The following is a 26,252-nucleotide window of genomic DNA, read 5'->3' as shown; positions in this document are numbered from 1 at the left end:
TCATGCTGAATCATCTTCTCGAAGCGGTCATGCGGCAGCGCGTCGCGGTGTTGCTTGCCACGCTTGTTCTCATCGGTGTCGGAGTGTGGGCCATGCTGCGGCTGCCCATCGACGCCGTGCCGGACATCACCAATCCCCAGGTCCAGATCAACACCGCCGTGCCCGCGCTCGCGCCGGAGGAGATTGAGAAACTGATTTCATTTCCGATAGAAAGCGAAATGGCGGGTCTGCCGGAAATGGTGGAACTGCGCTCGCTTTCCAAGTTCGGTCTCTCGCAAATCACGATGACCTTCAAGGATGGTGTGGATCTCTATCGGACCCGGCAACTCGTCACCGAGCGTCTTCAAGGCGTCTTGGATGAATTGCCTCCCGGACTCACTCCCAAACTCGCCCCCATCGCCACCGGTCTGGGAGAAATCTTCTACTACACGCTCGATTACACCGCCGAGGCCAAAGGCAAGCCCGCCACCCGCGAGGCGCAGCTCATGGCGCTCTGGCAGATCCAGGAATACACGGTCAAGCCGCTTCTGCGCAGCACCCACGGCGTGGCTGAGGTCAACCGGAGCGGTGGTTACGAACGCGAACTCATCATCCAGCCGGATCCCGCCAAGCTCGCGGCGGCTGGACTCTCGCTGGATGCCCTCGCGGAAATGGTGGAGCAGAACACGAAAAACGCCGGCGGAGGCTCCATCGAAATCGGCGGCGAGCAATTGATCGTGCGTGCTCCGACACGGGTAACCTCGGCGGAGGAAATCGCCAAGCTGCCGCTGAAATTCGGAGCGGGTGTCCGCCCGATTTTGCTGAGCGATGTCGCCACGGTTGGCATTGGTTCGTCGTTCCGCACCGGAGCCAGCACGCATGAGGGACAGGAAGCACTGGTCGGAGCCGCGATCATGCTCGCCGGAGAAAACACCCGCCTCGTCGCACAGTCGGTTAGGACCAAGCTGGAAGAAATCCAGGAGAAACTCCCGGAAGGCGTGAGTATCAAGCCCGTTTATGACCGCAGCGAATTGGTCAATCGCACCATCCACACGGTTGAACGAAATCTGTTCGAAGGCGCGGTGCTTGTCGTCGCCGTTCTGTTTCTGCTGTTGGGAAATTTCCGTGCCGCCTTCATCGTCGCTCTCGTCATCCCGCTTTCCATGCTTTTCGCCATGACCGGAATGATCCGCCTGGGAGTCTCGGGAAACCTCATGAGTCTCGGCGCGGTGGACTTCGGTCTCATCATCGACGGCGCTGTCGTCATGGTGGAAAACATCGTCCGCCATCTCGGCGAAAGGCAGCATGCGCTCGGTCGCAAACTGACGCCCCAAGAGCGATCCCGCGAAGTCCTGCGTTCGGCCAAGGAGGTCGCGAATCCGATGTTCTTCGGCGTCCTCATCATCACCGTCGTCTATCTGCCGATCCTCGCTCTCCAAGGGATCGAGGGTAAGATGTTCGCCCCGATGGCCGTGGTGGTCATGCTCGCCCTCGGCGGTTCGCTCGTGCTCGCCCTCAGCCTGATGCCAGTCCTCTGCTCCTATCTGCTAGGAGGCAATATCCAGGAAAAGGACAACTGGCTCGTCTCGCTGGTGAAAAAACTTTATACGCCGCTCCTCAACTTCGGCCTCCGCTTCCGCTGGCTGGTGATCCTGCCGATGTTCGCACTTTTCGGGTTTTCGCTGGTGATCTTTTCCCGGCTCGGCTCGGAATTCATCCCGCAGCTCGACGAAGGGGATTTCACCCTCCAATTCATCCGCACTAGCAGTGCGGGGCTTTCTTCATCGGTCGAATTACAGAAACAATCCGAGACCATTCTCCGCCGGGACTTCCCGGAAATCCGTGACGTATTTTCCCGTATCGGCACTGCGGAAGTCGCCTCCGATCCGATGGGACCGAATGTTTCCGACACCTACGTCATGCTCCAGCCCCGCGAAACCTGGCGGATGGTGGACGGCAAGCCCATCACCAAGGAGGCGTTGGGAAATCTGATGAGAACCCGCGTGCTCAATCAGGTGCCGGGGCAAAACCTCCTGGTCTCGCAGCCCATCCAAATGCGTTTCAACGAAATCATGGCGGGTTCACGGGCCGACCTCCTCTGCAAGATCTACGGCGAGGACTACGACGAACTCGAAAGCCTGGCGGGCCAAGTCCGTGCGGCGCTCAACGAAATCCCGGGTGGCGCGGAAACCGAATTCGACGCCATTGGCAAGGTCCCAATGATCGAGGTCCAGCCCGATCGCGATGCCATGCAGAAATTCAACGTCCATGCGGATGATCTGAACTGCCTGATAGAAACCGCGCTCGCCGGTGCCAACGTCGGCACGCTCATCGAGGGCAACCGCCGCACACCCATCATCGTGCGCCTGTCGGAAGACCGGCGTGCGGACATCCCCGCCATGGAGCGGCTGCCGCTGCGCACCGAAGAAGGTGCGTTGCTCTCGCTCGGTCAGATCGCCAAGGTAAAACTCGTGGAACAGGTAAACCAGATTTCACGGGAGAACACCCAGCGCCGTGTCTCCGTGATGATCAACGTCCGCGGCCGGGATACCGCCGGCTTCGTGGAGCAAGCCACCAAGGCGATCCATCAGCAGGTGAAATTTCCCGATGGCTATTACTTCGAGTTCGGCGGCCAGTTCAAGAACCTCAAGGAAGCGAAGGCTCGTCTAACGATTGTCGTGCCGCTCGCTTTGGGGCTGATTTTCGTGCTCATCTTCCTGAGTTTCCGGTCCCTCCGGCAAGCCACGTTGATCTTCCTCTGCGTACCGCTCGCCGTCTCCGGAGGCATCATCGCCCTATGGCTGCGGGCGATGCCGTTCACCATTTCCGCCGCCGTCGGATTTATTGCCCTCAGTGGCATCGCCGTGCTCAATGGGATCATGCTCATCAGCTTCATCAATCAGCTACGAGAGGAAGGGAAATCCCTGCGAGACGCCGTCGTAGAAGGCACTCTCACCCGCCTGCGGCCCAAGCTCATGACCGCGCTGGTCGCCTCGTTAGGCTTCCTTCCCATGGCCATCGCCACCGGTGCCGGGGCCGAAGTCCAGCGCCCGGTTGCCACCGTCGTCATCGGTGGCATCGTGACATCCACTTTCCTCACCCTGCTCGTCGTGCCACTGCTCTACGAATGGCTTGAGAGAAAAACCAAACCAAGAAACCAACCACCCATCGAAACATGAAAACCATCAGCAAACTTCTCACCGCCGCCCTTCTCGTCGCCTTCACCAGCAGCGCATTCGCTGCCGCCACCGTCAAGGCAGGACCCCGCAAGGGACGCATCCTCGAAGTCGATGCCCAGCAAGCCGAGTTCTTCATCGAGAAAGACCGTACCGTTAGCATCGCCTTCTATGATGCCGCCATGAAAGCCCAGCCCGTCGCCGCCCAGGTCATCACCGCCACCGCCGAGGCCCCGAGCGGCAAGGTGAAAATGGAGTTTGAGAAAAAAGGAGATCTCCTCGTTTCAAAAACCCCGCTGCCGGAAGGCGAGCACTACACCATCGTCGTCCAGGTGAAAACCGCTGCCGATGCCAAGCCTAAAAACTTCCGCATCCCCATGGACATCAGTGAATGTGGCAAATGCCACAACCCCGAATACGCCTGCATTTGTGACGAGTGAAGCAGGTTGTTTGCTCTGCAGCGGAGCGACTGCGCTGACGAGAAATGGGAGCATCACTGCTCTCATTTTGGTTTGGTCGCCTGGAGCGATCCTACATTTGTAACTTGAGCATTCAGGAAAGCGCATTGCCCCGCATTGGCTCGTTCACCATTGCATTCCGTCGGGGGCTCTCCGCTGTCTCAAGCGCCCCCTGTATGGCGGTGGTTCATCCCGCTCCGCCGATTTTGGAATCGTAAACTGAAGGGTGGGCGCGAGGGTTTTTCCGTAGGTGTCGAGGAGGGTGTCGTTTTCGCCGTGTTTGACGTCGGAGACTTTATACATGGGGCCGTTGCGGGTCCCCTGCCCTTCGCCCGTGGGTTTACGGAAGAAGGCTTTCATATCCTCAAGATTGAAAGGGCGGGAGCCGCGACGACCGAAGACTGCGGTTTGGTTGCCGCTTTCATCGACAGCGCGGTCTCGGTCGAGGCCGCGGGAGATGCTGACGGCCGCGCCTTCGGTCGGGTAGGTGGCGATGAGTTTTGGCTCGGGTTTGGGTGAGAAGCCCATGTGCCCGGGAACGTTTTCCGGGGAAATCATTTGCAGGACCCGCATGCCATTGTGACCGTCGGCGACGAGCGCATACATGGAGGCGCTCACGGAACCGACCTGGACATCGCGAACGTCGTTGAGCTGGCCGCCCGCGGTGAAATGACTGAGGAGGCGCGGCTTTTCCGGGTTTTTGATATCAATGATGGCGAGGCCTTGAGGGCCGTTGGCGACATACAGATAGGTTCTAGCAGCGTAGAGACCGCCTGTATTTGCCAATGAAATGGACGCCGCAGAAATCGGGGTGGGTTTCGCCGGCTCGGAAACATCGAAGACTTTCACGCCGTCGTCATCGGTGACGAAGCAGTAATGCCACTGGACGGTGGATTGACGCGCGCCGTGCAGGGCGGGGCCGGAATAGCCGCCGGCGAGAACCGGGGATTTAGGATTCGATGCGTCGATCACGGCCAGTCCGCGCGAGGTGGTGATGTAGAGCCACTGTCCGGCCATCCAGGCGTGGCGGGCTCCGTTGAGAGTCCCGTTAGGATTGAAAGTGGCGGCCCGTTGGAGGAAATTGTTCGCGGGATTGCCATCGAGCAGGGTCGCGACATCGACCACGATGAGTCCTTCCTCGAGATCGGTCACGAAGGCGTAACCGTGATATTCGGCGATCGGCTGTTCCTCGTTTTGCGGGAGCCGGTTGCGCTTGGGATCGTTGATGAGAGTGCTCGGCAAGGCGACGGAGGTGGCATTGGCGGTTTTAATAAACGTGTCCTGCCCGAAGGGTGACACCGGGGAAGTGGTGATGCGCTCGGAGAAATTCTTGTTATCGATGTTGGCGATATCAAACACGCCAAAGCCGTTCTTCCCGAGAGCGGCGTAGAGGTATTCACCCCGCGCCTGCAGGTCCGGAACGCCGCCCTTGGCTTCGTGGTGATAGCCGGTTTTCAGGATCGAGTGGTTGGCGAGATGCTCGCTGTAGTTGGTCGGATAGGCGATTCGATGCAGGTGGCTGCCGATCGCCGCCTGCGGCTCGGTACGCTCGGTCCATGCGACACCGGACAGCCCGTGGTCATCGGTCCCGACATAGCCAAATCTTCCGAAAAAGTTAACCGTGCCCGTGCCGAACCCGAGGAGCTGCGTCATGATCGCGTTGTTATCGTTGCTATCCGAGATGTGGCAGTCCGTGCAGTTTTTCGTCGTGCCAACGCCACTGGTGGTGTGGGCGAAGTGGGGGTTGAAGGCTTGGCCGGAGTAACCTTCGGCTGAGACGGTCTGCTGCTGGCTGTAAAACTGTTCGCGGTTCGTTCCTTGGGAGCCGACCACCACAGCGCTCGACGAACGCAGAACTGCCAGCCGGTTTCCCTTGGCCGTGCTGTCCCGACCTAACATAAAGACATCGTCGCGCACGACCTGGGGATTGTATGAACTGAAATTCCGGGAAGTGGTTCCTTCGAATTTGTTAGCGGCCATTTTTGAGTTCGCCTCCATCGGCATGTGGCAGCCGAAACAACTGGTCGCCCATGACGTGTGGCAGGTCTGGCAGTCCATCGCCTCATTGCTGTGGGCGAGGTCCTTCTCACATTTCTTGGAATCATCGGGGACAGCTCCCCAGCTTTTTCCGTCGCGCTTCAGCGTTTTCGCATAAGCGCTCATGATGTTGTAGTGGTCGGATCCGGGCGTGACGGTGTCGAGAGTTTGAGGGATTTCCCACTGGAGGTTCGGCTCCATCGAAGACTGCTGCATCAGCCGCTTGCCGTCCGCGCTCCAAGTGAAACGGGGGCCGAACGGAGTGTTGCTTTCGTGCAGATCAACGGGCTTGATTTTTCCTTCTTCCGAGAGAGTGCCGCCCTTGCCGGAGGTGACAAGGGTGGTGTGTGCGCTAACGGTTCCGTGGCAATCGATGCAGGTGATCGCGGTGGCCGCCCGTGGCTCGACATTGAGCAAGCCGTTGCCGTGGGAATCGTTGAGAAAATGGCAATCGACGCACTGCATTCCCCTCGCGAGGTGGATGTCCTTGAGGTGCACGGCCTTCTTGAACTTGTCCTTGTCGTCAGGCGAAATTTTCTCGTCTTTCAAGGTTAGTAAATTCCCTTCGCGGTCCTTTTTAAACACGGCGCGGAACACCCATCCGTGGCCGTGGTAGTCAGCGAACTGGGTCTCTTTCAGTTGGGGATTCAGCTCCGCGGTTTTCTCGAGGAAATTGACATCACCCCAGAGGCCGCGCGCTGCCGCCGCTTCGGGATTCGCACGCAGCGATTTGACCATTTCCTCGTCCGTCGGGTTGTGCTGCTCCTTCGGATACATGAACTCCGCGTCGGATTCCTGATCCCACCAGGTGTATCCAAGGTAGGGGTTCACAAACAAATTGCCCTGGTGCATGTGGCACGTGATGCATTGGCTGGATGGGATGCTGCGGGTGAATTTGTGGGCGATGGGGTGGGCTTTTTCCTTTTTGGAAATCATCGGGTCCGGATTGAACGACAGACCTTGGTTTCCGAAGGCGCTATACCAACCGGAATTTGAAGGAGAGCGGTCGTTCGCATAGACGACGTGGCATGCCGTGCAACCGCTGGAACGGTAATCACCCGGACGATTGTTAGATCCGAGGAAGTCCAGCAACGGATCGTGCAGCCGTGTCTTCTGCGCACCAATGACGACAGGATCGACCCTTGATAGAGTGCCGAGCCCCCGCTCGCCAAGGCGACGGAACGGCTTGCCGGGCGACTCGAAAGGATCGGGATTGCCAAGTTCCGCGAGCTTGGTTCCGCCCTTTTCGAAGATCCGGAAAATGTTGCCCGTTTGCGAGACGTTGAAACGCGGCAACGGAAAAATTTCCTGCACGATGCCCATCGTTCTCTGCATTTCCGGCGTGACCTTGATCGGACTTTGCAGGGCGAGAGCAACGCCGTTAGAGCCGTATGCTTGGCCAAATATCGAATCTTTGAGCGGATAGGACCCGTTGTTGTAGGCCGCCGCGCCCCAGAGCATCGCGCCGTGCCGCATCATGCTGTGATCGACGTGATCGACGGACTCCGCATGGCAGTCGCCGCAGGTCTTCTTGGCCACGCGCAGGTCCCCCGGGTTTATAAACTGGATGAACTCGGGAGATTCATGGTTGAGCAGGACATCGCTGGAATTTGGGTTCGCCGAGCTTTCAAAAAAAACGGGATTGCGCGGTGCCGGGTGTGCCTGGCGCATCGTCAGGCCGGGAGTGGGATCGCCACCGTGGCAGTCCGTGCACCCGAGGCGGACGAATTCACTGGCATGCGGATCGTGCGAGTTCTCATGACAGGAAATGCAGCCGCTGCTTTTTTTCATCGCTGCGGCTTTGGATTGATCCACCTTGTTGGCCTTCGGGATTGCCGCACCCTTGCCTTTCGGAGAATCCGCTGCAGCGATCGGAGGCCCGAAGAGGTTCCTGTAATCCGGGGCCACATCTTGCGCGGACAAGGCTGCCCCGCTAACAGCCAGTGCCCAGATGATGCGGAGGAAGATGGTGAGTCGGTTCATTTAGAAAGTCATGTTTGCGGACAGGAAACCGCTGAGGAGGACATCGGAAATACCATTGGAACCTGAGGAGGTGTAACCGGGCACAGGAGTCGGGGACGTGCTATAGATGTCTTTAAAACCTTCTCCGGGAAACAACATTCCCAGCCCGACGTTCAGTTTCAGGTTGTCGATCAGCAGAGGCCGATATTCCATGCCGAAGCTGAGATCCCAGCCGATTTCCCGATTGATGTCATCCGTCAGAAGCGCGGTGGCGATGGAATCCGTGTCCATGAACAGGAGGTAATTCAGGTTTGCGAATGCCTTCACGCGAGGTGTTAGCTCCCATTCCTCGCCAAGTCCGGCGATGAAGATGCCGGGGTTGACGAAATTCGACTGGCCCAATAACTTGTTGGAACCCAGGTCGGGAATCAGGCTCAGACGCTGCTTCAGCGCGACCCCCGTGCCGCCGAGATTCATTCCCTGCCTTTCCCAGTAGCTGAAGGGGCCGCCGATGAGATTCGGGCTATCCACGATCGCGTCCCACCCTGTCGCCGTGCCGTCGGTCGCATCGTCGTCGCCCGATGCACAGAAGAGGGTGAACTTGTGGCGCATCCAGTTGGTATCGACGGAAACTTCCATGGCCGCCATCCAGGCGCTGATGTCCACCTCGCGCCCGGCAACACCATTCATATCGTCCTTGCCGAACACGTGGTAGAGCGAATGGCTGATGTTCGCACGACCGATGTGGCCCTCGCCATTCCAGCCCAGGTAATAGGCCTCGAGATCGTGAGGAGCCACGGTGCCGATGGGTGCCGGGCGGACGATGTTTCCCGCGCTGTCATAGGTCAGGCCGGTGCGGCTTCCATTGTCCCAGTTGGCCAGAAAACTGAATTCGGCGGTGTAGCCTTCGGTGAGGAAATCCTGATAATAGACGTTGGCGACAAGGACGTTCTGGTGGCGGTCATCGAAGGTGTTCAGCTCTGAAAACGACTCTTTTTCGAAAAGGTCGAACAACGCCAGATTATACTGGATGCGGTTTTTCTGCAGGTTGCCGAAAAGCCGGTATCCCCAGTTCGAGTCCAGAAATACATGGCCGCGGAAATCGGCGTTGAATGTTTGAGTGCCTACCCGCAAGGCCGCGAAGTCGTAATTTTCAGATAGATCCAGCAGGTGCGATTCCAAAAAGAACTGTTGCAATCCGACTTGGTTCTCAAATCGCTCGGTTGCCCTCGTTCCATGCAGATTTCCGTTGGCGGGAGAAAGCAGAGGATCGAGGAATCCGCCAACATCGCCGGGATTTCCGATGCCGGAATTGTTGGGTGGATTGGACGTGGATTGGTCCAGCCCGCGCGGGTCCGGCGAGATGACGTTTGCCTCGTAACCAGAGACGTAGTTGGTGTTGAAAACAGGCTGGATGCGGAACAGCCACTCGACCGGTTTGAACGAAGTTTCTCCCTTGAACAAATCGAATGTTAGACTGGTATTGGTATTGATGACGGTCTGATCGCCCCTGCCGTAAAATTCCGAACTGGATGGCCGCGCCGTGCTGACACCCGAGGGGATGGGGATTTCGTGCTGCTCGATCTCAGTGCTGTTTTGCAGGGTCAGCGAAACGAAAATGTCCGGTCCGATGATGGGAAGATCGCCCTTCAGCAAACTCTGATAGTAGGGGTGCCAGAGGTATGGCGTCTTTCTCTCGTAGGGAGTTTCTGCGAGACTATCATCGAGGTAGCGATTCCACACTCCCGTCGCAACCCGGTAGCGATCCTCGACAGAAAGGGCGTTGGGCGGATCGTCAGAAGGCTCGTGATGACCCGCGTGCCAGTTTTCTGAAATGTGCTCCTCATAGCGGACATCTTTTCTGGGCAGGACTAACGGCTCGTCGATGTCAGGTTCGTAACGCCCCTCCGGGCCCTGCACCAGTTCGGCATCTATCCGGCGCTGCTCCAATCCCTGCCGCGGCAATTGCAAATCCTCGGGGATGCTCGGGACATACTTGGGAGATTCCTTCGGGACACCCGCATCCCGGCTGAAGAAACGATCATCGGCGGGGCCGTCTTTGAAAAACCGGCCGCTTTCCCGAGGTTTGTCCTCTTCACCAGCGAGGACACCGGCATCCATTCCAGCTCCAGGATCGGGGTTGAATTGCGTCGGGGGCAGCAGGAAATCTCTATCAATAGTGGTTTCCTCCGTGATTTCAAAAACAGGCAAGGCGGGTTCCAGCGGGGGATTCGGACTCGGATCGGGAGAGAAAGAGGCGGGGCTCGCCGGCAGGACATCGGACAAGGTTTGCTGGGCGGTGAGACGATCCGGACGCTTCTCCCCTTTCGCCAAATCCCAATCCGGAGTATGCACATGCGGCGGATGATAACAGGTCGTCGTCAACAGGACGCTCAAACAGGCCGCCAAAAGACGACTGCCTGTTCTGAGAAATCCGTCGCTCATGAATTCAAAAATTCCATGGATTGAAGATCATCGGCCCTGTTCCGAAACGTGGAGAGAGATCCGATCGAGTTTTTTGACGAACTGATCGGCTGTGTCAGCATCGAAGCTTTCCGGCGGTTTCGCGGCATCGAACAGCGCGTCCAGCAGTTCCTTGCCGATCACCGCCGGCTGTCCGGCGGCGACAAGTGACTGGTTCAGGCGATCGATGGCCAGTGTCAGGCGCTCGGCATAATAGCCCACCGACCACGAGCGAAATCCGGGGGCAACCGCGCTGAAGGCATCGGCTTGAAAGGGCGAACGATCGCCTATCAGTTTTGACAATATCGTGCGGGTTTGTTCCTGACTCATCGGCCCGCTCGAAATTCGTTTTGCATATTCATCCGCCGCGCGAACGAGATCTTTGGACGAGTCATTCCAGCCGGTGCCTGTTGCTTTCAACAATGCTCCAATGGCCTCGATTTCGGCGGACCTGCGCTCACCGGGTTCACGATTGGCTTGCGCCGCGGTTTCGCGCAATGCCACCGCTTGCCCGACCAACCAGGTTTTCGTGTTAGAAAATCCCTCCTCTTCGCGCCAGTGCTTGGGCTCGGCCACCAGCAGGCCGTCCAGCTCGAAGACCAACGGCGGGTGTTTCGCCTTCACGAGCTCGTCGCTGAGATTCTGGTGACAGGCGACGCAGTTGTTTGCCCGCTGATAGGCGCTGCCCAGTTGCCGCATGCCGAGCCGCGCAAGAGCGTCTTTCGGGTAATCCGGCCTTGTGTGGGAAAGCAGCCAGTTTTCCTCGGGGCCATGGCAGTTGGCGCAGGAGACCCCGCTGTCAACCGCGTGCCCTTCCGGAGGTGCCGCCATCCTGGACGGAGGCACCTGGCTCATCGGCGAGTGGCAGATCGTGCAGCTTTTTGACTCCGCGGCATTTTCAATCCCAAGCTGTCGGGCCATCGCGTTGGAACGCCCGTTGGTCAGGGTGGCGGAGGCTTCGGAATGGGGATCAAAACGTTTGAAAATCGTATAAGCTCCACGATCAAGCCCTGCCCCGCCGTGGCAGCCGCTGGTCATGCAAGTCTGCAAGCCAATTACCTTTGCCGTGTCAAGTGGCTCCCCTGCCCCGACCTGCGGGACACACACCGACATCATTGCCGTCAAAAATAGTCGATTCTTCCCCACTCCAATGAATCTAAAAATTTCAAGGGGTGAGGTGGCAAGCTTATAGAGAAACACCCAAGGCAGAGACTCGCAAGCTGCCGGCTCGCGTGGAACGGCACGAAGCTGAATTCGGGGTAGTTTCCCCCGTCGCAGAACCCTCCGGAGTGAAAGAAACGAGAAGAGTGTCGTGGGTCCCAAAGCGTGTCCCCAGAAAAATCGTGAAATCCTTCTTCCCTGCTTGTGCCACGCCCGGCGGGTCAATAGCTTGGTTGAAGGCGCTGGCTGGATTTGAACGGGCCACGTAAAAGACCACAAACATCCCCCTCATGCACTGCTTTAAAAATCCGTCCATCCACCAATAATCTGAACTCCGAGATCTTAAGTTCGGCAATTTCGAACCCTCTCCTTGCGATTGGGTTAACCGGTGGCGTCACGATGTTAGGATACGTCGTCACCCAATGGTGGACCGTGGCAGCCAGATATCGTTTCGAGGCGAAACGGAACCGGCTCGAGCTCGACGCACTGAACAAAAAAATCGAGATCCTGAACCTTCGGGCGCAGGCGGCACCGGAATCCGCCTGGAATGGATATCGCAAGTTCACCGTTTCCAAGAAAGTGGAAGAGTGCGAGGACACCTACTCGTTCTATCTCACTCCACACAACGGCAGGCCGCTGCCACCGTTCAAGCCCGGTCAATATCTGACTTTCGAACTGCATCCGCCGAACGCCGGCAAGCCTCTGGTCCGCTGTTATTCGCTCTCGGACGGCGCTCTTGTTGACGACCATTATCGGGTCACGATCAAGCGCGCCTTAGCGCCGGCGAACGAACCCGGCATACCGCCGGGGATTGTTTCCAGCTACTTCAGTGACCAGATCAAGGAAGGCGACATCCTCGATGTCAAAGCTCCCAGTGGCCGGTTCTTTCTTGATGTTGAGGTCGATCGTCCGGTGGTTCTCATCTCCGGCGGCATCGGCATCACGCCAATGCTGGCGATGGCCCGCTTTTTAACCCATATCAAGGACAACAGGGAAATTTACTTTTTCTTCGGCTGCCGCAACAGCGTTGACCACATGTTCCGGGACGAAGTCATCGAATTGCAGAAGGCCAATCCTAACATGCGGCTCCACATCTGTTACAGCCGTCCGCTTGCCGGGGACGTCCGGGGCGAGGCATATCACCACGAGGGCCGCGTCACGAATGACCTGATGAAGGAGATTCTGCCTTCCAGCAATTACGAATACTATCTGTGCGGTCCCGGGCCGTTTATGGATACCCTCGTCAACGGCCTGTACGACTGGGGTGTGCCGAAGAAGGACGTGAAATTCGAAGCCTTTGGCCCGGCCACCGTTAAGAGCGGGCCGAAAGAGGCCAAGGCCGAATCCGAGACAGCCGGCCAACCGGTGATCCCGATCGAGTTCGCCCGATCTGGAAAAACAGTGCCGTGGGATTCCCAAATGGAGAACCTTCTGGAGTTTGCGGAGAAAAACGGAATCACCACCATTGAAGGAGGTTGTCGTGCGGGCAGTTGCGGATCCTGCCTGGTGGCGATCAAACATGGCGAAGTCGAATACATTCTGGAACCCGGGGCTGCTCCGGAAGACGGCACCTGCCTGAGCTGCATTTGCCGACCAAGAGGAAAAATGGTAATCGATGCCTAAGGCGCTCAATATGGCAGAATCTCATACATCTCTAGCAAGCATCACCCGCCAGACGGCCCGTCCCGGCCGCTGGGATGATCCGCTGGATCCGGAGATGAGCGATGCCACGCTGGACATGCTGATGGCAACGGAACCATTCGCCAGCATGGACGAGCGCGCATTTCCGGCCGGCACCCCTCTGCGTGGGATCTTGCGGGCTGACACTGCCGTGCGCGAGTACGCCGCCGGAGAAATCATCCTGCGAAAGGACGATTACGGAACTTCGGCCTATCTGGTCCTGGAGGGTGAGGTCGATGTGATCCTGCGTCCGCAAATTGATCCCCAGCTTCTGGGGCGCGCACCCAGTGTCAAAAAGAGCTTCTTCGCGCGTGTCGCCCAATTGTGGAACAACCACCCGGAACCGGAGGGATGGAGCAAAAAATCCCCGCGTGCGAAGGACAATCCCAACGCCTCCATCAACAGGAAAAGCGGCTCCGTCTATCTACAGGATTATCCACAGATCGTTTCCGATTCAAAGACCGTCGCTCTGAAAAAGGGCCAGTTGTTCGGTGAAATTTCAGCGCTCAGCCGGATGCCAAGAACCGCCACCGTGGTGGCATCTACGAAGCGGACCCTCCTGCTGGAATTCAGTTGGGAAGGGCTGCGGGACATCATGCGTTATGATTCCGCGCTGAAGAAACAGATCGATCAGATCTATCGGGAAAACTCCCTGAAAAATTTCCTCCGGCATCACCCGCTTTTCAGCCACTTGGAAGAGTCGGGGTACGTGCAATTGTGCCAGGAAGCCCAGCTTGAGAATTACGGTGAATACAACTGGTCCGGCTCATACCTCAAGCTGGCGAAGGATGGTGAGCAGGCGATCTCCGCAAACGAGCCGGTCATCGTCAGAGAAGGAGAATACAGTAACGGGATCTATCTGATCAGCGCCGGATTCTGCCGGGTGAGCCAGAAATATGGCAATGGTGAGCGCACCTTGAACTACATCGGGGCGGGCAGCGCGTTCGGTTATGAGGAGATCGCAAATCATTGGAAAAATCCCCGGCAGGAGGCGCAGTCGCTTTACACGCTCCGCTCGCTGGGATACGCCCACCTGATTTTCATTCCAACACCTTCGCTCGAAAAATTCGCGAACCGGGCATTGGTGGAAACGGATTTCCCTGCCAGCCCCGTTCCGGAAAACATGCTGGAACCGGCGGACGCACGATCCGCGGAGGACGGTGGCGCGCCATCATCCAGCTTGATGGAGTTCATGGCGGAGCATCGCTTTTTCAACGGCACGAAGTCGATGGTGATTGATATGGACCGCTGCACCCGTTGCGACGATTGCGTGCGCGCGTGCGCTTCGACCCACGATGGCAACCCGCGCTTCCTGCGGCATGGACCGATGATCGACAATCTGATGATTGCGAACGCCTGCATGCACTGCATCGACCCGGTGTGCATGATCGGTTGCCCGACTGGTGCCATCCACCGGACAAGCTTCGGCGGAGAAGTCGTGATCAATCCGGCCACCTGCATCGGATGCGGCACCTGTGCCGCGAATTGCCCCTATGATTCGATCCGCATGGTCGAGGTAAGATCCAGCGATGGCGAGTTTCTGGTGGATGAAGAGTTCCAACCCATCCTCAAAGCGACCAAGTGCGACTTGTGCGTCGAGCAAACAAGCGGCCCCGCCTGCCAAAACGCTTGCCCGCACGATGCTCTCAGCCGGACGGATTTATCCCATGTAACCTCCCTCACGCAGTGGCTAAAAAGAAAATAGAGCTCACCCGAAGGAGGTTTGTCAGCACCTTGATGACCACGTTGTCGGTCGTCGGGCTGCTGATAGTCTATATCCAATACGCTCCATTGTATCCGCGCCACGCTTACCTGAGCGGCTGGGTGCTGTTCGCGGTGATGCTGTTTCTTACATTCTTCAACCTGCGCAAACGGATTCCTTTCCTGCGCCTCGGCAGTGCCAGCTTCTGGATGCAACTGCATCTTTATGTGGGAGTGTTCTCGGGGGCGTTGTTTTTCGTGCATATAGGTTTGTCATGGCCCGCGGGCACTTTCAATCAACTGCTCGCTTGGTGCTATGTGATTGTTTTCGTGACGGGAGTAATCGGCTTTTGGATCAGCCGGGCCTTTCCACGGATGCTCACGGTTGCCGGATACGAAACACCTTTCGAGCGCATCCCTTATGTGCGGAGCAACCTGCGTGTGGATGCCGAAGCGCTGGTATCGGCAGGCGTTGATGGCCAGACCTCACCTGTCATCGCGGAATTTTATTCGAAAAGGCTTGGGATGTTTTTCACCAGGTCCTGCAACCGCTGGGCGCACTTGCGGCAGTCACGTGCTCCGCTGGTTGCACACATTTCCCAGTTTGATGAAGTGCAAAGATATGCCAAAAAGAGCGAGCAGGAAATGTTAGACAAGCTGAGGGACCTCGTCGCTCAGAAGCACATGCTCGATTACCAGCACGCGTTACAGTCTTCTCTCCGGCTGTGGCTGTTCGCGCATATTCCGCTCAGCTATTCCCTGCTCATCTTCAGCGTGCTGCATATCATCCTCGTCCACGCGTTTTCCGGCACATGAAAGCCAGCCAACATTCATCGGTATTCCCCTCGAAGGAGTATGTGCGCCCCAATCTGGATTGGGAGTGCGGGCATCTCTGCGAGGGTTGCCCTTGCCGGATCGGTCCTTCACCCAAGGGAAAGTGTCGGGCGACTTATGAGTGCGCGCCCCTGTTAGCAGTGAAACCGGGAGAGGTGAAGGGGCATTGGACATGCACGCGCCCGCGAACCGGGGGTGGCAAGTGTGAGAACGGCCCTTTTCCGGACGGAACCTGCTGCAATGCGATTCCCAAATGCCAACCGCGCAGAACCCTTCGATCGATCCGGAAGCGTGTGGTCGCGTTCACCATCATCGCCAGTTTTCTCATCCTGTTCGTATGCCTCAGCCGCAACATGCGGAATGATTTCATCAATCCAGGTCCCATATCCAATGTCCACTCAAGTGCCGCTTTCGTGGCCATCCACACAAAGTTTCCGGGCGATCCCAGCAACTGTTCCGCTTGTCACGACAGCGCGGGGCCGGCGGTGGCTTCTTGGCAGTCAAAGGCTTTCGACGCCTTCCAGCACGGGCTGGCTCCGGCGAAATTAATCAAGAAAGGACCGATCGAAAGCTCCGCGATGGATACGAACTGCTTGTCCTGCCACGGAGGCAAGAAGTTCCACCAGCCGAACATGGCTGCCGAATTCGCGTGCTCCGAATGTCACAAGGAACATCAGAGCAACGGATTCATGCCGGAAGTAAACAGTGGTTACTGCACGTCGTGCCACGGCTCAGCCGAACTCATGGCTGCATCATCGAAAATGGGAACGATGATAGACCCCCACGCCTTTTCTTCTTTCACGTCCAAAGCCGACCTGAAGATCCAATCCCGTGAGCGTCCGGCAAAAGGCTATACCGAAGTGATCACCGCGTTTGATATCGATCATCCCGAGTTCCGGCAAATTCGGGACGGAGTTCGCGATGAAAATTCGCTGAAATTCAATCATGAGATCCACCTGCGCACGGGTAAGATTCCAAGGGTTCTGAATTGCGCCGACTGCCACGAGCGCGATGCCAGGGGCGAATACCAACGGCCTATCACCTACGAGAAGCATTGTGCCGAATGCCATACCCTGCAGTTCGATCCGGCTACCCCCGCTGACAAAGACAAACCCGGGATCTATTTGCCGCACGGCGATCCTTACTATGTTCGTGCCTACCTTCGCAGTCTCAATATTCAGTACGAAGAGTATGGCCGCAGCCATCAGGGCATCACCCGTCGGGAAGAACTCATAAAGTATGTGCGGGAAAAAAAAGATGGCATCGAAAAGCTATACCAAACCGGTGAGAATCTGGAGCGCGCCGTATTCTTCGCGGACATGAAAGGTGAAATGCCCGGTGGACTCCGGGCACCATTCGCGGGTTGCGCAACATGCCATGCGGTATCAGAACCCAAAAGTGACAATGCGACTCCTGAGATCAGGAAGGTCTCAGTTCCAGATCGGTGGATGGTCCTGGGGAAATTCAATCACGACCTGCACCAGAAGGGACTGGCTTGCCTTGATTGCCACAAAGTGCTGACCAGCACACTCACAAGCGATCTCAACCTACCGCCGATCAAATCCTGCATGGAGTGTCACAGTGACAAGGGAGGGATTGATAGCCGCTGCATCAGGTGCCACAACTATCACAACAGCCAACCGGATCTGATTTCTCCGAAATCTCCCGGCCAGCTCCTCTCCCCCGCCGGGGTGAAACAGCGGGCGGATCCATAGGATAACGGACACTTCGTCCCTGAGAATCATCCCTTGATGAAACCCAACCTGCAACGCCCCCTCATCGTCCTTGCGATCTGCGCAGCCTGCACCCTGGTGTTTGTGTTTTTATCGGCACGGGGATTCGTTCCATTGCAGCAGGTGGAGTTTTTCGCACAGGACTGGCAGATGCGGCTGGGCCGCAAGACGCCGGTGGATGAACGGCTCGTTCTCATCGGCATCGACAAGCCGGTTTACACCTCGGATTTCAGCGAGGAGGAATTGCAGGCAGAGCCGGTGCTGCGGGAATTACAAACGACTTTCCCATGGTCTCGCGCGGTGTGGGCACGGTTGATCGAAAAACTGGCGGATGCCGGGGCCAAGGTCATCGTGATCGACCTTGTGTTCGCCGCGCCGGGCGCGGGCGACGACAAACTCAATCAGGCATTGGAGAAATACAGGGACCGGATCGTCATCGGCTATAACATCAATGTAGGTAAAACGGATCGCGGTGAATTTAGCGAATTGATGTTGCCCGCTGAGAGCGTTCTCGCTCCGGCAGCGGTAAATTCCCCCGTGGAGGATGACCGGCTGGGCTATGTCAATATCTGGCCGGATTTCGATGATACGTTGCGCAATCTGAGTTTCCGCCAGACGGCCGGGCAGGTCGGTGACATCGTCCCCGAAGGTGTCGTGCTGGAATCGCTGGATGCCCGCACATTGAGGAAATCCGGTCATGCGGAGGCCATCCCGCCAGGATATGGCTCCCGGCCTTTCCGCTACACCGCTCCGGCGGGTTCCGCCTACAAACCCTGCCCGATCGGCGATATTCTGTCCCCCAAGCTCTGGGAAAAGTCCTATGCCAGCGGAGGATTCTTCAAGGACAAGATCATCCTGCTAGGCCCGACCGCCGAGATCTTCCACGACGAACACAACACGCCTTTCATCGACCCGAAAAAAATGGGCGGTCCTGAAATCCACCTTCAGGTCCTCGGCGCTGCATTGCACGGCGAGTTCATACAAGAGCCATCCCAAAATGCACGTCTGTGGATCATCACCCTGGCGGGTGTCGTCGCGGCGGGTTTCTGTTTCGTCATTCGCCAGCCGGCGAAGCGTTTGTTAGCAGTAGTCGGTTTGTGCGCCGCGTACATGGTAATCGCACAAGTTCTGTTTGACCATGCCGGAAGGATCGTGCCGCTCGCCGTTCCGCTGCTGGTCCTGATCGTAAGCAGTTTGATCGTCCTCACCTACGATTTTGTGTTAGAGCGGCTGGAGCGGATGAAACTGCGCAACACGATGGGACTCTATTTTTCCCCGAAGGTGCTGGAAGCGGTGTTGGCGGACCCTGGCTCGATGGAGCCGCGCCGCGCCGACGTGACATTGCTCCTCACGGATCTGCGGAATTCCACACCGTTGGCCGAGGCTCTCGGGCCGCAGGGAATGTTCGAACTCCTCAACCTCATCTTCGAGGCGCAGACGAATGCCATCATGGCCGAGGAGGGAAATCTGGAACACTTTCTTGGCGACCAATTCCTGAGCTACTGGGGCGCGCCTCAAGCTCAGCCCGATGCCGCGGATCGGGCCCATCGCGCCGCGATCCAATTGATCACCGCCATGGAAGCGGTCCGCCCCAAGCTATCGCCGGAGGTGCATAAATTGTTCGGATATGGCGTCGCACTCCACAGCGGCGCGGTGCTGGTAGGCAACAAAGGTTCCGCGCAACGGCTCGACTACGGCCTCGTCGGAGACACCGTGAACGAAGCCTCGCGGGTGGAGGCACTCACCAAGTATTACGGTGTTAAATTGTTAGTAACGAGCGTGACCTTCGGCCAGTTCAGCACCCGGAGCAATCATCGCCTGGTGGATCGCGTCATCGTCAAGGGCAAGAGCGAACCCGTGGAATTGTTCGAGTTTGAGAATCCCTGCACCACGCAGGATTTCGAGCAAATCTGCCGCCGCTATCAAACGGCATACAGCGATTATTCCGCAGGCCGTTTTACGGAAGCCCGGGCGCAATTTGAATCGCTGGTGCTCGAATATTCCGACGGTCCCGGCAAGGTTCTGGTCGCACGCTGCACCGAACTAGAGGCACAGCCTCCCACCGAATGGCATGGCATTTGGAAAATGGACGCTAAATAGACCCGTGGACTTCATCGCCCGCTTCAGGGATTGCTTCGTTCGTGAATCTTTCCTAATACCTTGTAAACCCTTTGAATCGAATGGTTCATGAAACGCCGCAGGCAAACCCCGAAGTGTCGCGAGTCCGGTCATCCGGCATCGGACAAATCCTGCGGCTGGTCCTAACTGAATTAAAAATCCACCGGGGCAAGGGCCTGCTCATTCTCGGCGGTCTGCTGATCGAGATGGCGTTCAGCGCCGCCGTGCCGATGAGTTTCAAATACCTGGTGGACGACGCGATCCTCCCGCGAAACGAAAAAATGCTCGTGGTCATTCTCACGGGTCTCGCCGCCAGTCTCGTCGTGGCATCGGCGGCAGGTCTCGGCCTCGACTATCTCTACGCGAAATTCTCGACCGGCGTGTTGAACGACCTGCGCCTGCGGATGTTCACGCATCTCCAACAGTTGTCCGCCAATTTCTTCGCCCGCTCGCAGGCCGCTGACATCATCGCCCGTTTTTCCAGCGACCTCTCGTCATTTGAAAACGCCCTGACATCCGCCTTGGACGGTTGCGCGCTGCCGGTGCTGGAAATCACCCTGAGCGCGGTCCTGTTATTCCTGCTCGACTGGCGGCTCGGACTCATCGCCATGCTGGCCATCCCGGCCTGCATCATGGGGCCCCGGCTGATCACGCCGCGCGCGACGGAGGCCGGATTCCAGCGCAAGCAAAAGGAATCACAAATGGCCGGCGCCGTTCAGGAAAACATCGCGGGCCATTCGATCATCAAGGCGTTCAGCCTTGAAAAATCCATGTTAGCCCGTTTCACCGAGCGGCTTTCACTGCAAGCGGCGGCCTGCCTGCGTGTTAGTTTCCTCAGCTCGCTCATCGAGCGGACAGCCTACATCGGCACGCTGGTGGTGCAGGTTTTGGTATTGGGCGTGGGCGGCTACATGGCGTTCCACGGCAAGCTCTCCATCGGCTCGCTGGCGGCGTTCCAAGCACTCTTCGTCAACTTCATCGACTCGCTGGCCACAGCCACCCATTACTATCCGACGCTGGTTCAGGCCGGGGCGGGCATGCAGCGGATTCAGGATCTGCTCGATGAAAATCCCGGCGTCCTCGACCCGCCCGATGCCCCACCGCTGCCACGCCTGTCGCGGGAAATCCGCTTCGGCGGCGTAAAATTCGGTTACACCCCGGCGCAACTGAACCTGGACGACGTCAGCTTTTCGATCAACGCGGGCGATTCCGTCGCCTTTGTCGGACCGAGCGGATCCGGCAAAAGCACGGTCCTCACGGTCCTAACACGTTTCTACGAGACCGCCGCCGGAAAAGTCGAGTTCGATGGCCACAACGTGCGTGCCGCCACCCAGGAATCCTTGCGCGGCCAGCTCGGCATCGTCTTTCAGGAAAGCATCCTCTTCAACACCACCATCCGCGAGAACATCCGCATCGGCAAGCCAACCGCCACGGATGCGGAAGTCGAGGCAGCGGCCCGCGCCGCAGAAATCCACGACCTCGTCATGGCCATGCCCGAGGGCTACGAAACCTCCGTGGGAGAAAGAGGCGGTCGTCTATCAGGTGGGCAGCGGCAACGCATCGCGATCGCCCGCGCCCTTCTCCGCGATCCACGGGTGCTGGTGCTGGATGAGGCCACCTCGGCACTGGACGCCGCCACCGAAGCGTCGATCAATCAAACTCTTGAACGCGCGGCAGCGGGGCGGACCATGATTTCCGTGACTCACCGGCTGGCATCCATCGTCGGCATGGATCGCATCTTCGTGATGGATCGCGGGCATTTGGTGGAACAGGGAAGACATGAGGAACTCATCACCATGGGCGGTCTTTACACCACGCTGTGGGAAAAGCAGCAGGGCTTCGTCATCGAGGATGGCGGCGGGGCGCGGGTGGAGGCCGCCCGCCTGCATTCCATTCCCATGTTGCAAACCCTCGATACGGCCGCCTTGGAGGCGCTCGCGGAAATATTCATCACCGAACGCTGCCCGGCGGATCGCGATGTTTTCCGCGAGGGGGACCCGGGTGACAAGTTCTATCTGGTTGCCCGCGGCAAGCTCACGGTCTGGGTAAAAACCCATGACGGCGGGCAGAAACAAATCCGCACGATGGACGATGGCGACCACTTCGGGGAAATCGCCCTGATGGAGGACACCACCCGCACCGCCACGGTCCGGACCAGCACCAGTTGCGTTTTCCTCACACTGGCACGCGATCCGTTCCTCAGGTTGTTGGAGCGCGAGCCGGGACTTCGCAAGGCGTTCGAAAAGGTCGTCGCGGAAAGACTCAAGGCTTCCAGCACGGTTCTCAGATCATAGACTTTTTGGACAAAAGACGAACTGCCAGGAAACCTATGGATTCACATTGGTCATTGGTGGCGGATTGATCACGGGCGGATTGACAATCAGTTGCAGAACCGGGGGTATCAGTGGCAGGCCACCCGGGCCACCAGGCGTCGGGCCGACCGGGCCGATCCCAGGGAAATCGAGCGGATTCCACATGAAGTCGAGGCCATTGAGATAAAACAGCGAGTCGTTCATGGGGGAAAATACGACATCCAACCCCAAGCCGGCTTCCTGCCAGTTACCCGAAATAGTTAGGCGTCCGTTGGCAATATCCTGATTCTGCTGTTCAATCGCCGCCTCAATCAGTGAACGCGATGAAAGTGGTTCGGAAAATCCCACCACGAGCAGAAGATGGGACGCGAGTTCCGCCAAATTAAAATTAGTCACCTCGCTGAACTTTGTGCCGTCGGGACTGACGATGACCATCTGCCCTGCCTTCAGTCGAACTGAAATCCCGTTTACCAAGCTGACTTCGACATTGCCTTCAAGGTCGAGCACTTTGAAACGACCGTCAGGCAGAACCTGGCCAATCTCGGTGGTTCCCAAAACCGCCGCGGAACTGCCTTTGTATTTGATCGCACCACCACCGACACCCGCAGGCGAATGAAACAAGACACCGCCATTTTTCAGCAGAATCTCCCTGCCACCCTGAGCGAAGGTGAAAGTCGTGTTGGAACCAACACGCGTGATGGTCTGGTCTTTGGCCGTCAGCTCGACACGGGAGTCCCGACCCGTCCGCACAAGGTCCGGCACTTTGAAAACCTCGTTCGTTTTAGCGGGACTTCCGGACTTGTTCGCCGCCGTCACCACATTCGCCTCTTGGATGATTTCCGTAAAAGTACTCTCCGTTAGGGGCTCTGCGGCGAATGCCACCATGCCCCCGGAAATAATCCAAGCCGCCGGTATCAATGGGGTTTTCACGCTGAATTGGCACTAGCCTGGGAATCGCAATTCTTGAACAGACACTCGTTCAATTGCGAACGTATCAAGTCGCCTGCCGCCGCCAAGTTATTTTATGGCACCATCGAGACTTTGGCGGAATCCGCCCTGAAAGATGTTTTTACCCTCCAAATCATTGCGTTTCACCCACCAGGTGATCTCCAACAAATTACTTGGCAATGCAGGTGGAATTCCTACGCTTTGAATTAGATGACTCAGTCCGCTACGGTCTCGAATTTGGCGCGACTGCTGGCGGAGTCATTGGAGGAAGTGCGTGGAGGGCGGGGAGTCGCCCTCAGTGCGGAGGAAATCGAATCGGCAAGCTTCCTGGTCTTCCAGGCAATGACAAGCCGCTCCCGGGATTATCACGATCTTTCGCACCTCTTCAAGGTCGCCGAAGGCCTGCCTGCGCTCGCGAAGCTTGCTGCGATTTACCATGACATCGTCTATTTCCACGTGGACGGCGGATTTCCCCCAAACGTGAACGACCGGATTGGCAACGTGGTGGTGCATCGCGGCGAAAAGATTTTCCTCACCAATTCGCCGGATGAGCTCACCGCGGAACTTGCCACTATTTTCGGATTCAGTCCCGGGGAGGAATTGCGGCACAATGGCGGTCTGAGTGAGTATCTCAGCGCAGTGCTCGCCGTGCGGGAGTTGTGCAAATTCCTTGAATTGAAGGACCTGTGGGCCGTGGCAGCCTGCATCGAGGCCACCATTCCATTCCGCGTGACTGTTCAAGGGATGACACCTGACGAACTATTGGGAAAACGCTTGGGATGCCTGCTAAGGGCAAACACAGCTCTGACGGAAGGGGAAATCGACAATATCCGGATTCTCGCGATCCGGATATCCAATGCGGATGTTGGGAGTTTTGGCCAGCCCGACCTCGGCAAATTCCTCGAGAATACCTGGCAGCTCCTGCTCGAAACCAATCCGGAATTCCATAAGGTGGGTACGTGCACCATCCGGAGCTACCGCGAGGCCTTGGTCGGAGTGGAAGGATTTCTATCCAATCTGGATCCCCGCGTGATTTTCCGGCGGCACGGCACCACGCCCGGTGATGAAGAATTCCAAGCCTTGGTCCAACGCGCGGAAAACAACCTGCGCAGCGCGTCGGAGTATTTGAGAGCGACCATCGCCGCCATGCTGGTTTTGGAAGCTTTGGCCCAACTCACCGGTGGAGACGGACCCATCTCCTACTTTACCGGGGCAATGGATTCGGGGCAGACCAAGATTCACGATTTCCTGCATCACACGGAGATTTCAACGAATTCCGCTCCGTCTCCGCTGAACGTGGAGGTGCTGCGCGTTCTGAAGCACAGTCGCGTCAGCGCCAGCCGCTTCGATACCGCTTCATCGTCGTTGGTGGCCTACCTTTACGAACTGTTAGGCACCGATGGGATTCAAGAACTGATACGCCGGGCCAGTGAGGTGCACGCCGGAAAACAAGACTGGAGATGGTTCCTTGCCGTCCTCCCGCGTGAGGTGGTGAGCGATGTCGCCACGGCGATCTCCCAGATCGCGGTCGCACGAAAGGACCGATTCCGCGAGTTTCTTAGTTGATGAAAAGCTAGTCGCTGTCCGAATTCCGCCACCCTCAGTAGTGTGGTCGGTTGACGTAGGGCTGCTGGTTCACTTGGACCGGGCCGACCTGTCCTGTCCCATCGCCGATGTTCACGAAATTCCCGTGGACCTCATCGTTGTATAGGTGGAAGTTGGAATAAACGGTCGTCCCCCCGGGATTCAAGAGTCGAACCTGGCTGTTAGGATCGATCTGCACCGTGGTTCCCGCGATGTCCACCTGGGTGCCCCGCAAGGTGGTGTCACCCACAAAGCGAACGCCCTGCGAGCCTTCGCCATAGAGCCGGATCAAATCCGAAGCTTTCGTGCCGTGGCCGAGGATCGCATCGCTGATCAGAAGAATTCCACCGGTACTAAAGACACGGGCCTTGATTTCCCGCGCCGAGACCGTCGAGTCCTTGAGTGAAATGTCGCCCTGATGGGAAGCCACCTTCACAACATCGGCGTCCACCGTTGAGTTTTGGGAGACATCGACATTGCCGATTAAAGCATCAATCAGGACGGTGGCATTGCCCAGTTGTGACAAGCTGCGGAGCTGGGAACTGCTGGTGATCTGGATGCTTTGTTTTGCTTTTAGACTGATCGACTTGGACGCGGTGAGGTTGACCGGCCGGCTCGCCTCCGTTCCCACGGCGATATTTCCTCCGGCGGATAGTTTGATCGTCTGGGCCTCAATGGAAGCCCCGGCAGTTTCAATGTTCCGACCGGCGACAGCTTTGAAGTTTCCATCCGGCACACTGATCTGAGCCAATTGTTCTCCGATGATGAACACATCCGACGACAGACCGTTCGCATAGAGCTCCACAGATTGGCTGGAGCCCATCAGATTGAAGTTATCGAAATTGATCGAACCGGAAAGCGATGCGAACACCAAAGAACGGATGTTATCGTCCAGAGTCCATGTGTCCCCTGTCGGAAGTTGGGCTCCTTCGAATGGCGTGTTGGAAGAAAAAGTAATATTGCCGGTCGCTCCGAAAATCACGTTCTGGATAGCACTCCCGGAGTTCACCAAGGGATTGCCGGAAAGATAGATTTCGTCACCTTTCAAAACATACCACGATTTTCTGTCTGCGAGGACCTGGTCCAGCCCGGGAAATGCCGCCGGATCATCAAACGCGTAAGTGCCGAAAACATCATCCTCCGCGGGCCGATATTCAGTTCCTGGCAAGTCAATATAGTCGCCCGGCCCGGAATTGAAGGCATTCGACGTGGAAGCGGTGTCGATGGTCGATGCATTGTCGAACACCGTTGTGCCTGCGATATTGATCGCCTTTGTAGGCCGCTGTACCGGCGGCTCGGGTGGCATAGGCGGATAGTGAGGCGATGGCTTGGACGGAACGGGGGTGCTGATATGTTCGCGGTCCCCCAGCAGCAGAGTCACGTTCCTGCCCCGCCCTTGAATCTGGAACGCGGTATCTATCAACTCACCGTGGTCTTTCTTTTTACGCTGATCCGCCAGTGCTTCCTTTACATATTTTTCATTGCCGATCCGGTCAAACTCCGCGGTGTTCAGCAGTTTCGAAGTCATTTGCAATCGCTCCAAATCTATCTGAACCGCCAGGGGAAGACTCTTTTTGTCGTCCGCCCGGGTGATCCACATATCTCCGGCTTTCAAGGTCCTGAACTGGCCACGATGTTCGTTCAACCACACGTCCACTTCTCCTTCAATGACGATGATCTTGATGAAACCATCGGGCGTGTACTCGACCATCACGGTCGTGCCGGTCACGGCTGCCGTCACTGCCGCGGTGCGGATCGTCGCACCACCTAACTGCTTCGGAACCTGCAGCAGAATCACGCCCTTTTGCAGATCCACGGTCCGGGACTTTGTATCCATCCGGAAAATCGAATTCGCTCCCACGCGGGTCAGGGTCTTGTCGGTAAACTTGAGTTCCGCGCGGGATTGCGCGCCGGTGGAGACGGCCGTTTTACCGCTGATCCGGGCTCCAGGCGTCGCGGGAAGCGGGCTGGCCTCAACCGGCAGGATTTTCACATCGTTGATTACCTTGGTGAGCTCGCCTTCACTCAACGGCGCCGCACACGCGGAGCCGGCGGCAAAGCCTGACAACCAGAGGATTAATCGAATTGAAGTCTTCATGATGGTTG

General features: G+C 57.5%; 14 protein-coding genes. 9 read left to right on the top strand and 5 right to left on the bottom strand.

Annotated features, from left to right (window positions below; translation table 11 throughout):
* Nucleotides 1–2 precede the first annotated feature (2 nt).
* Nucleotides 3–3,158: a CusA/CzcA family heavy metal efflux RND transporter gene (locus tag ABIQ96_RS26475; protein ID WP_348217678.1), complete on the top strand. Its 3,156-nt coding sequence runs from the start codon at nucleotides 3–5 to the stop codon at nucleotides 3,156–3,158.
* Nucleotides 3,155–3,595, top strand: a complete 441-nt coding sequence (locus ABIQ96_RS26470) for a hypothetical protein (RefSeq protein ID WP_348217677.1) — start codon at nucleotides 3,155–3,157, stop codon at nucleotides 3,593–3,595. Before ABIQ96_RS26475 ends, ABIQ96_RS26470 begins: the two co-directional genes overlap by 4 nt.
* 144 nt (nucleotides 3,596–3,739) lie before the next feature.
* On the opposite strand, the gene ABIQ96_RS26465 is transcribed toward ABIQ96_RS26470, so the two are convergent.
* The 3 genes from ABIQ96_RS26465 to ABIQ96_RS26455 are packed head-to-tail and all read right to left on the bottom strand — an operon-like array spanning nucleotide 3,740 to nucleotide 11,113.
* Entirely contained in the window at nucleotides 3,740–7,633 is a 3,894-nt protein-coding gene (locus tag ABIQ96_RS26465) for a hypothetical protein (RefSeq protein WP_348217676.1), read from the bottom strand.
* Nucleotides 7,634–10,057 carry a hypothetical protein gene (locus tag ABIQ96_RS26460; RefSeq protein WP_348217675.1) on the bottom strand — a complete coding sequence of 808 codons (2,424 nt, stop codon included), beginning with the start codon at nucleotides 10,055–10,057 and terminating at the stop codon, nucleotides 7,634–7,636.
* Between the two features lie 27 nt (nucleotides 10,058–10,084).
* Nucleotides 10,085–11,113 (bottom strand): multiheme c-type cytochrome, encoded by a 1,029-nt coding sequence (locus ABIQ96_RS26455; protein WP_348217674.1) that lies wholly within the window; start codon nucleotides 11,111–11,113, stop codon nucleotides 10,085–10,087.
* Between the two features lie 522 nt (nucleotides 11,114–11,635).
* Here ABIQ96_RS26455 and ABIQ96_RS26450 point away from each other — a divergent pair.
* From ABIQ96_RS26450 to ABIQ96_RS26425, 6 genes are all read left to right on the top strand, one after another.
* Nucleotides 11,636–12,859 carry a 2Fe-2S iron-sulfur cluster-binding protein gene (locus ABIQ96_RS26450; RefSeq protein WP_348217673.1) on the top strand — a complete coding sequence of 408 codons (1,224 nt, stop codon included), beginning with the start codon at nucleotides 11,636–11,638 and terminating at the stop codon, nucleotides 12,857–12,859.
* Nucleotides 12,860–12,869: 10 nt separating this feature from the next.
* Nucleotides 12,870–14,621, top strand: coding sequence for a cyclic nucleotide-binding domain-containing protein (locus tag ABIQ96_RS26445; RefSeq protein ID WP_348217672.1), 1,752 nt, complete (start codon nucleotides 12,870–12,872; stop codon nucleotides 14,619–14,621).
* Entirely contained in the window at nucleotides 14,603–15,433 is an 831-nt protein-coding gene (locus ABIQ96_RS26440; RefSeq protein ID WP_348217671.1) for a hypothetical protein, read from the top strand. Before ABIQ96_RS26445 ends, ABIQ96_RS26440 begins: the two co-directional genes overlap by 19 nt.
* Nucleotides 15,434–15,804: 371 nt before the next feature.
* Entirely contained in the window at nucleotides 15,805–17,166 is a 1,362-nt protein-coding gene (locus ABIQ96_RS26435) for a cytochrome c3 family protein (protein ID WP_348217670.1), read from the top strand.
* 36 nt (nucleotides 17,167–17,202) lie between these two features.
* Nucleotides 17,203–19,284: an adenylate/guanylate cyclase domain-containing protein gene (locus ABIQ96_RS26430; RefSeq protein ID WP_348217669.1), complete on the top strand. Its 2,082-nt coding sequence runs from the start codon at nucleotides 17,203–17,205 to the stop codon at nucleotides 19,282–19,284.
* Between the two features lie 80 nt (nucleotides 19,285–19,364).
* On the top strand, nucleotides 19,365–21,596 hold the full coding sequence (locus ABIQ96_RS26425; RefSeq protein WP_348217668.1) for an ATP-binding cassette domain-containing protein: 2,232 nt from the start codon (nucleotides 19,365–19,367) through the stop codon (nucleotides 21,594–21,596).
* Nucleotides 21,597–21,629: 33 nt separating this feature from the next.
* Here ABIQ96_RS26425 and ABIQ96_RS26420 read toward each other — a convergent pair whose 3' ends face one another.
* The gene (locus ABIQ96_RS26420; protein ID WP_348217667.1) at nucleotides 21,630–22,544 is read right to left on the bottom strand and encodes a FecR domain-containing protein; all 915 of its coding nucleotides are present in this window, start codon (nucleotides 22,542–22,544) and stop codon (nucleotides 21,630–21,632) included.
* Between the two features lie 228 nt (nucleotides 22,545–22,772).
* Between ABIQ96_RS26420 and ABIQ96_RS26415 the strand changes: the two genes are divergently transcribed.
* Complete coding sequence (locus ABIQ96_RS26415; protein ID WP_348217666.1) at nucleotides 22,773–24,128, top strand: hypothetical protein; 1,356 nt, start codon at nucleotides 22,773–22,775, stop codon at nucleotides 24,126–24,128.
* A 34-nt stretch (nucleotides 24,129–24,162) separates the two neighbouring features.
* Here the strand turns inward: ABIQ96_RS26415 and ABIQ96_RS26410 are convergent, their stop codons facing one another.
* Nucleotides 24,163–26,244 (bottom strand): FecR family protein, encoded by a 2,082-nt coding sequence (locus ABIQ96_RS26410; RefSeq protein WP_348217665.1) that lies wholly within the window; start codon nucleotides 26,242–26,244, stop codon nucleotides 24,163–24,165.
* Between the last annotated feature and the right edge of the window lie 8 nt (nucleotides 26,245–26,252).

Origin of the sequence: Luteolibacter sp. (genome assembly GCF_039920825.1) — a bacterium.
GTDB lineage: Bacteria > Verrucomicrobiota > Verrucomicrobiia > Verrucomicrobiales > Akkermansiaceae > Luteolibacter.
Note: the sequence above shows the minus strand (reverse complement) of the source record. Positions and strands in the feature narration are given on the sequence as shown.

Excerpts from the sequence above, each read along its gene's own strand:
- ABIQ96_RS26475 (WP_348217678.1), top strand. The coding sequence starts at position 3 with ATGCTGAATCATCTTCTCGAAGCGGTCATGCGGCAGCGCGTCGCGGTG.
- ABIQ96_RS26470 (WP_348217677.1), top strand. The coding sequence starts at position 3,155 with ATGAAAACCATCAGCAAACTTCTCACCGCCGCCCTTCTCGTCGCCTTC.
- ABIQ96_RS26465 (WP_348217676.1), bottom strand. The coding sequence starts at position 7,633 with ATGAACCGACTCACCATCTTCCTCCGCATCATCTGGGCACTGGCTGTT.
- ABIQ96_RS26460 (WP_348217675.1), bottom strand. The coding sequence starts at position 10,057 with ATGAGCGACGGATTTCTCAGAACAGGCAGTCGTCTTTTGGCGGCCTGT.
- ABIQ96_RS26455 (WP_348217674.1), bottom strand. The coding sequence starts at position 11,113 with ATGACCAGCGGCTGCCACGGCGGGGCAGGGCTTGATCGTGGAGCTTAT.
- ABIQ96_RS26450 (WP_348217673.1), top strand. The coding sequence starts at position 11,636 with ATGTTAGGATACGTCGTCACCCAATGGTGGACCGTGGCAGCCAGATAT.
- ABIQ96_RS26445 (WP_348217672.1), top strand. The coding sequence starts at position 12,870 with ATGGCAGAATCTCATACATCTCTAGCAAGCATCACCCGCCAGACGGCC.
- ABIQ96_RS26435 (WP_348217670.1), top strand. The coding sequence starts at position 15,805 with ATGCGGAATGATTTCATCAATCCAGGTCCCATATCCAATGTCCACTCA.
- ABIQ96_RS26430 (WP_348217669.1), top strand. The coding sequence starts at position 17,203 with ATGAAACCCAACCTGCAACGCCCCCTCATCGTCCTTGCGATCTGCGCA.
- ABIQ96_RS26425 (WP_348217668.1), top strand. The coding sequence starts at position 19,365 with ATGGTTCATGAAACGCCGCAGGCAAACCCCGAAGTGTCGCGAGTCCGG.
- ABIQ96_RS26415 (WP_348217666.1), top strand. The coding sequence starts at position 22,773 with ATGACTCAGTCCGCTACGGTCTCGAATTTGGCGCGACTGCTGGCGGAG.
- ABIQ96_RS26410 (WP_348217665.1), bottom strand. The coding sequence starts at position 26,244 with ATGAAGACTTCAATTCGATTAATCCTCTGGTTGTCAGGCTTTGCCGCC.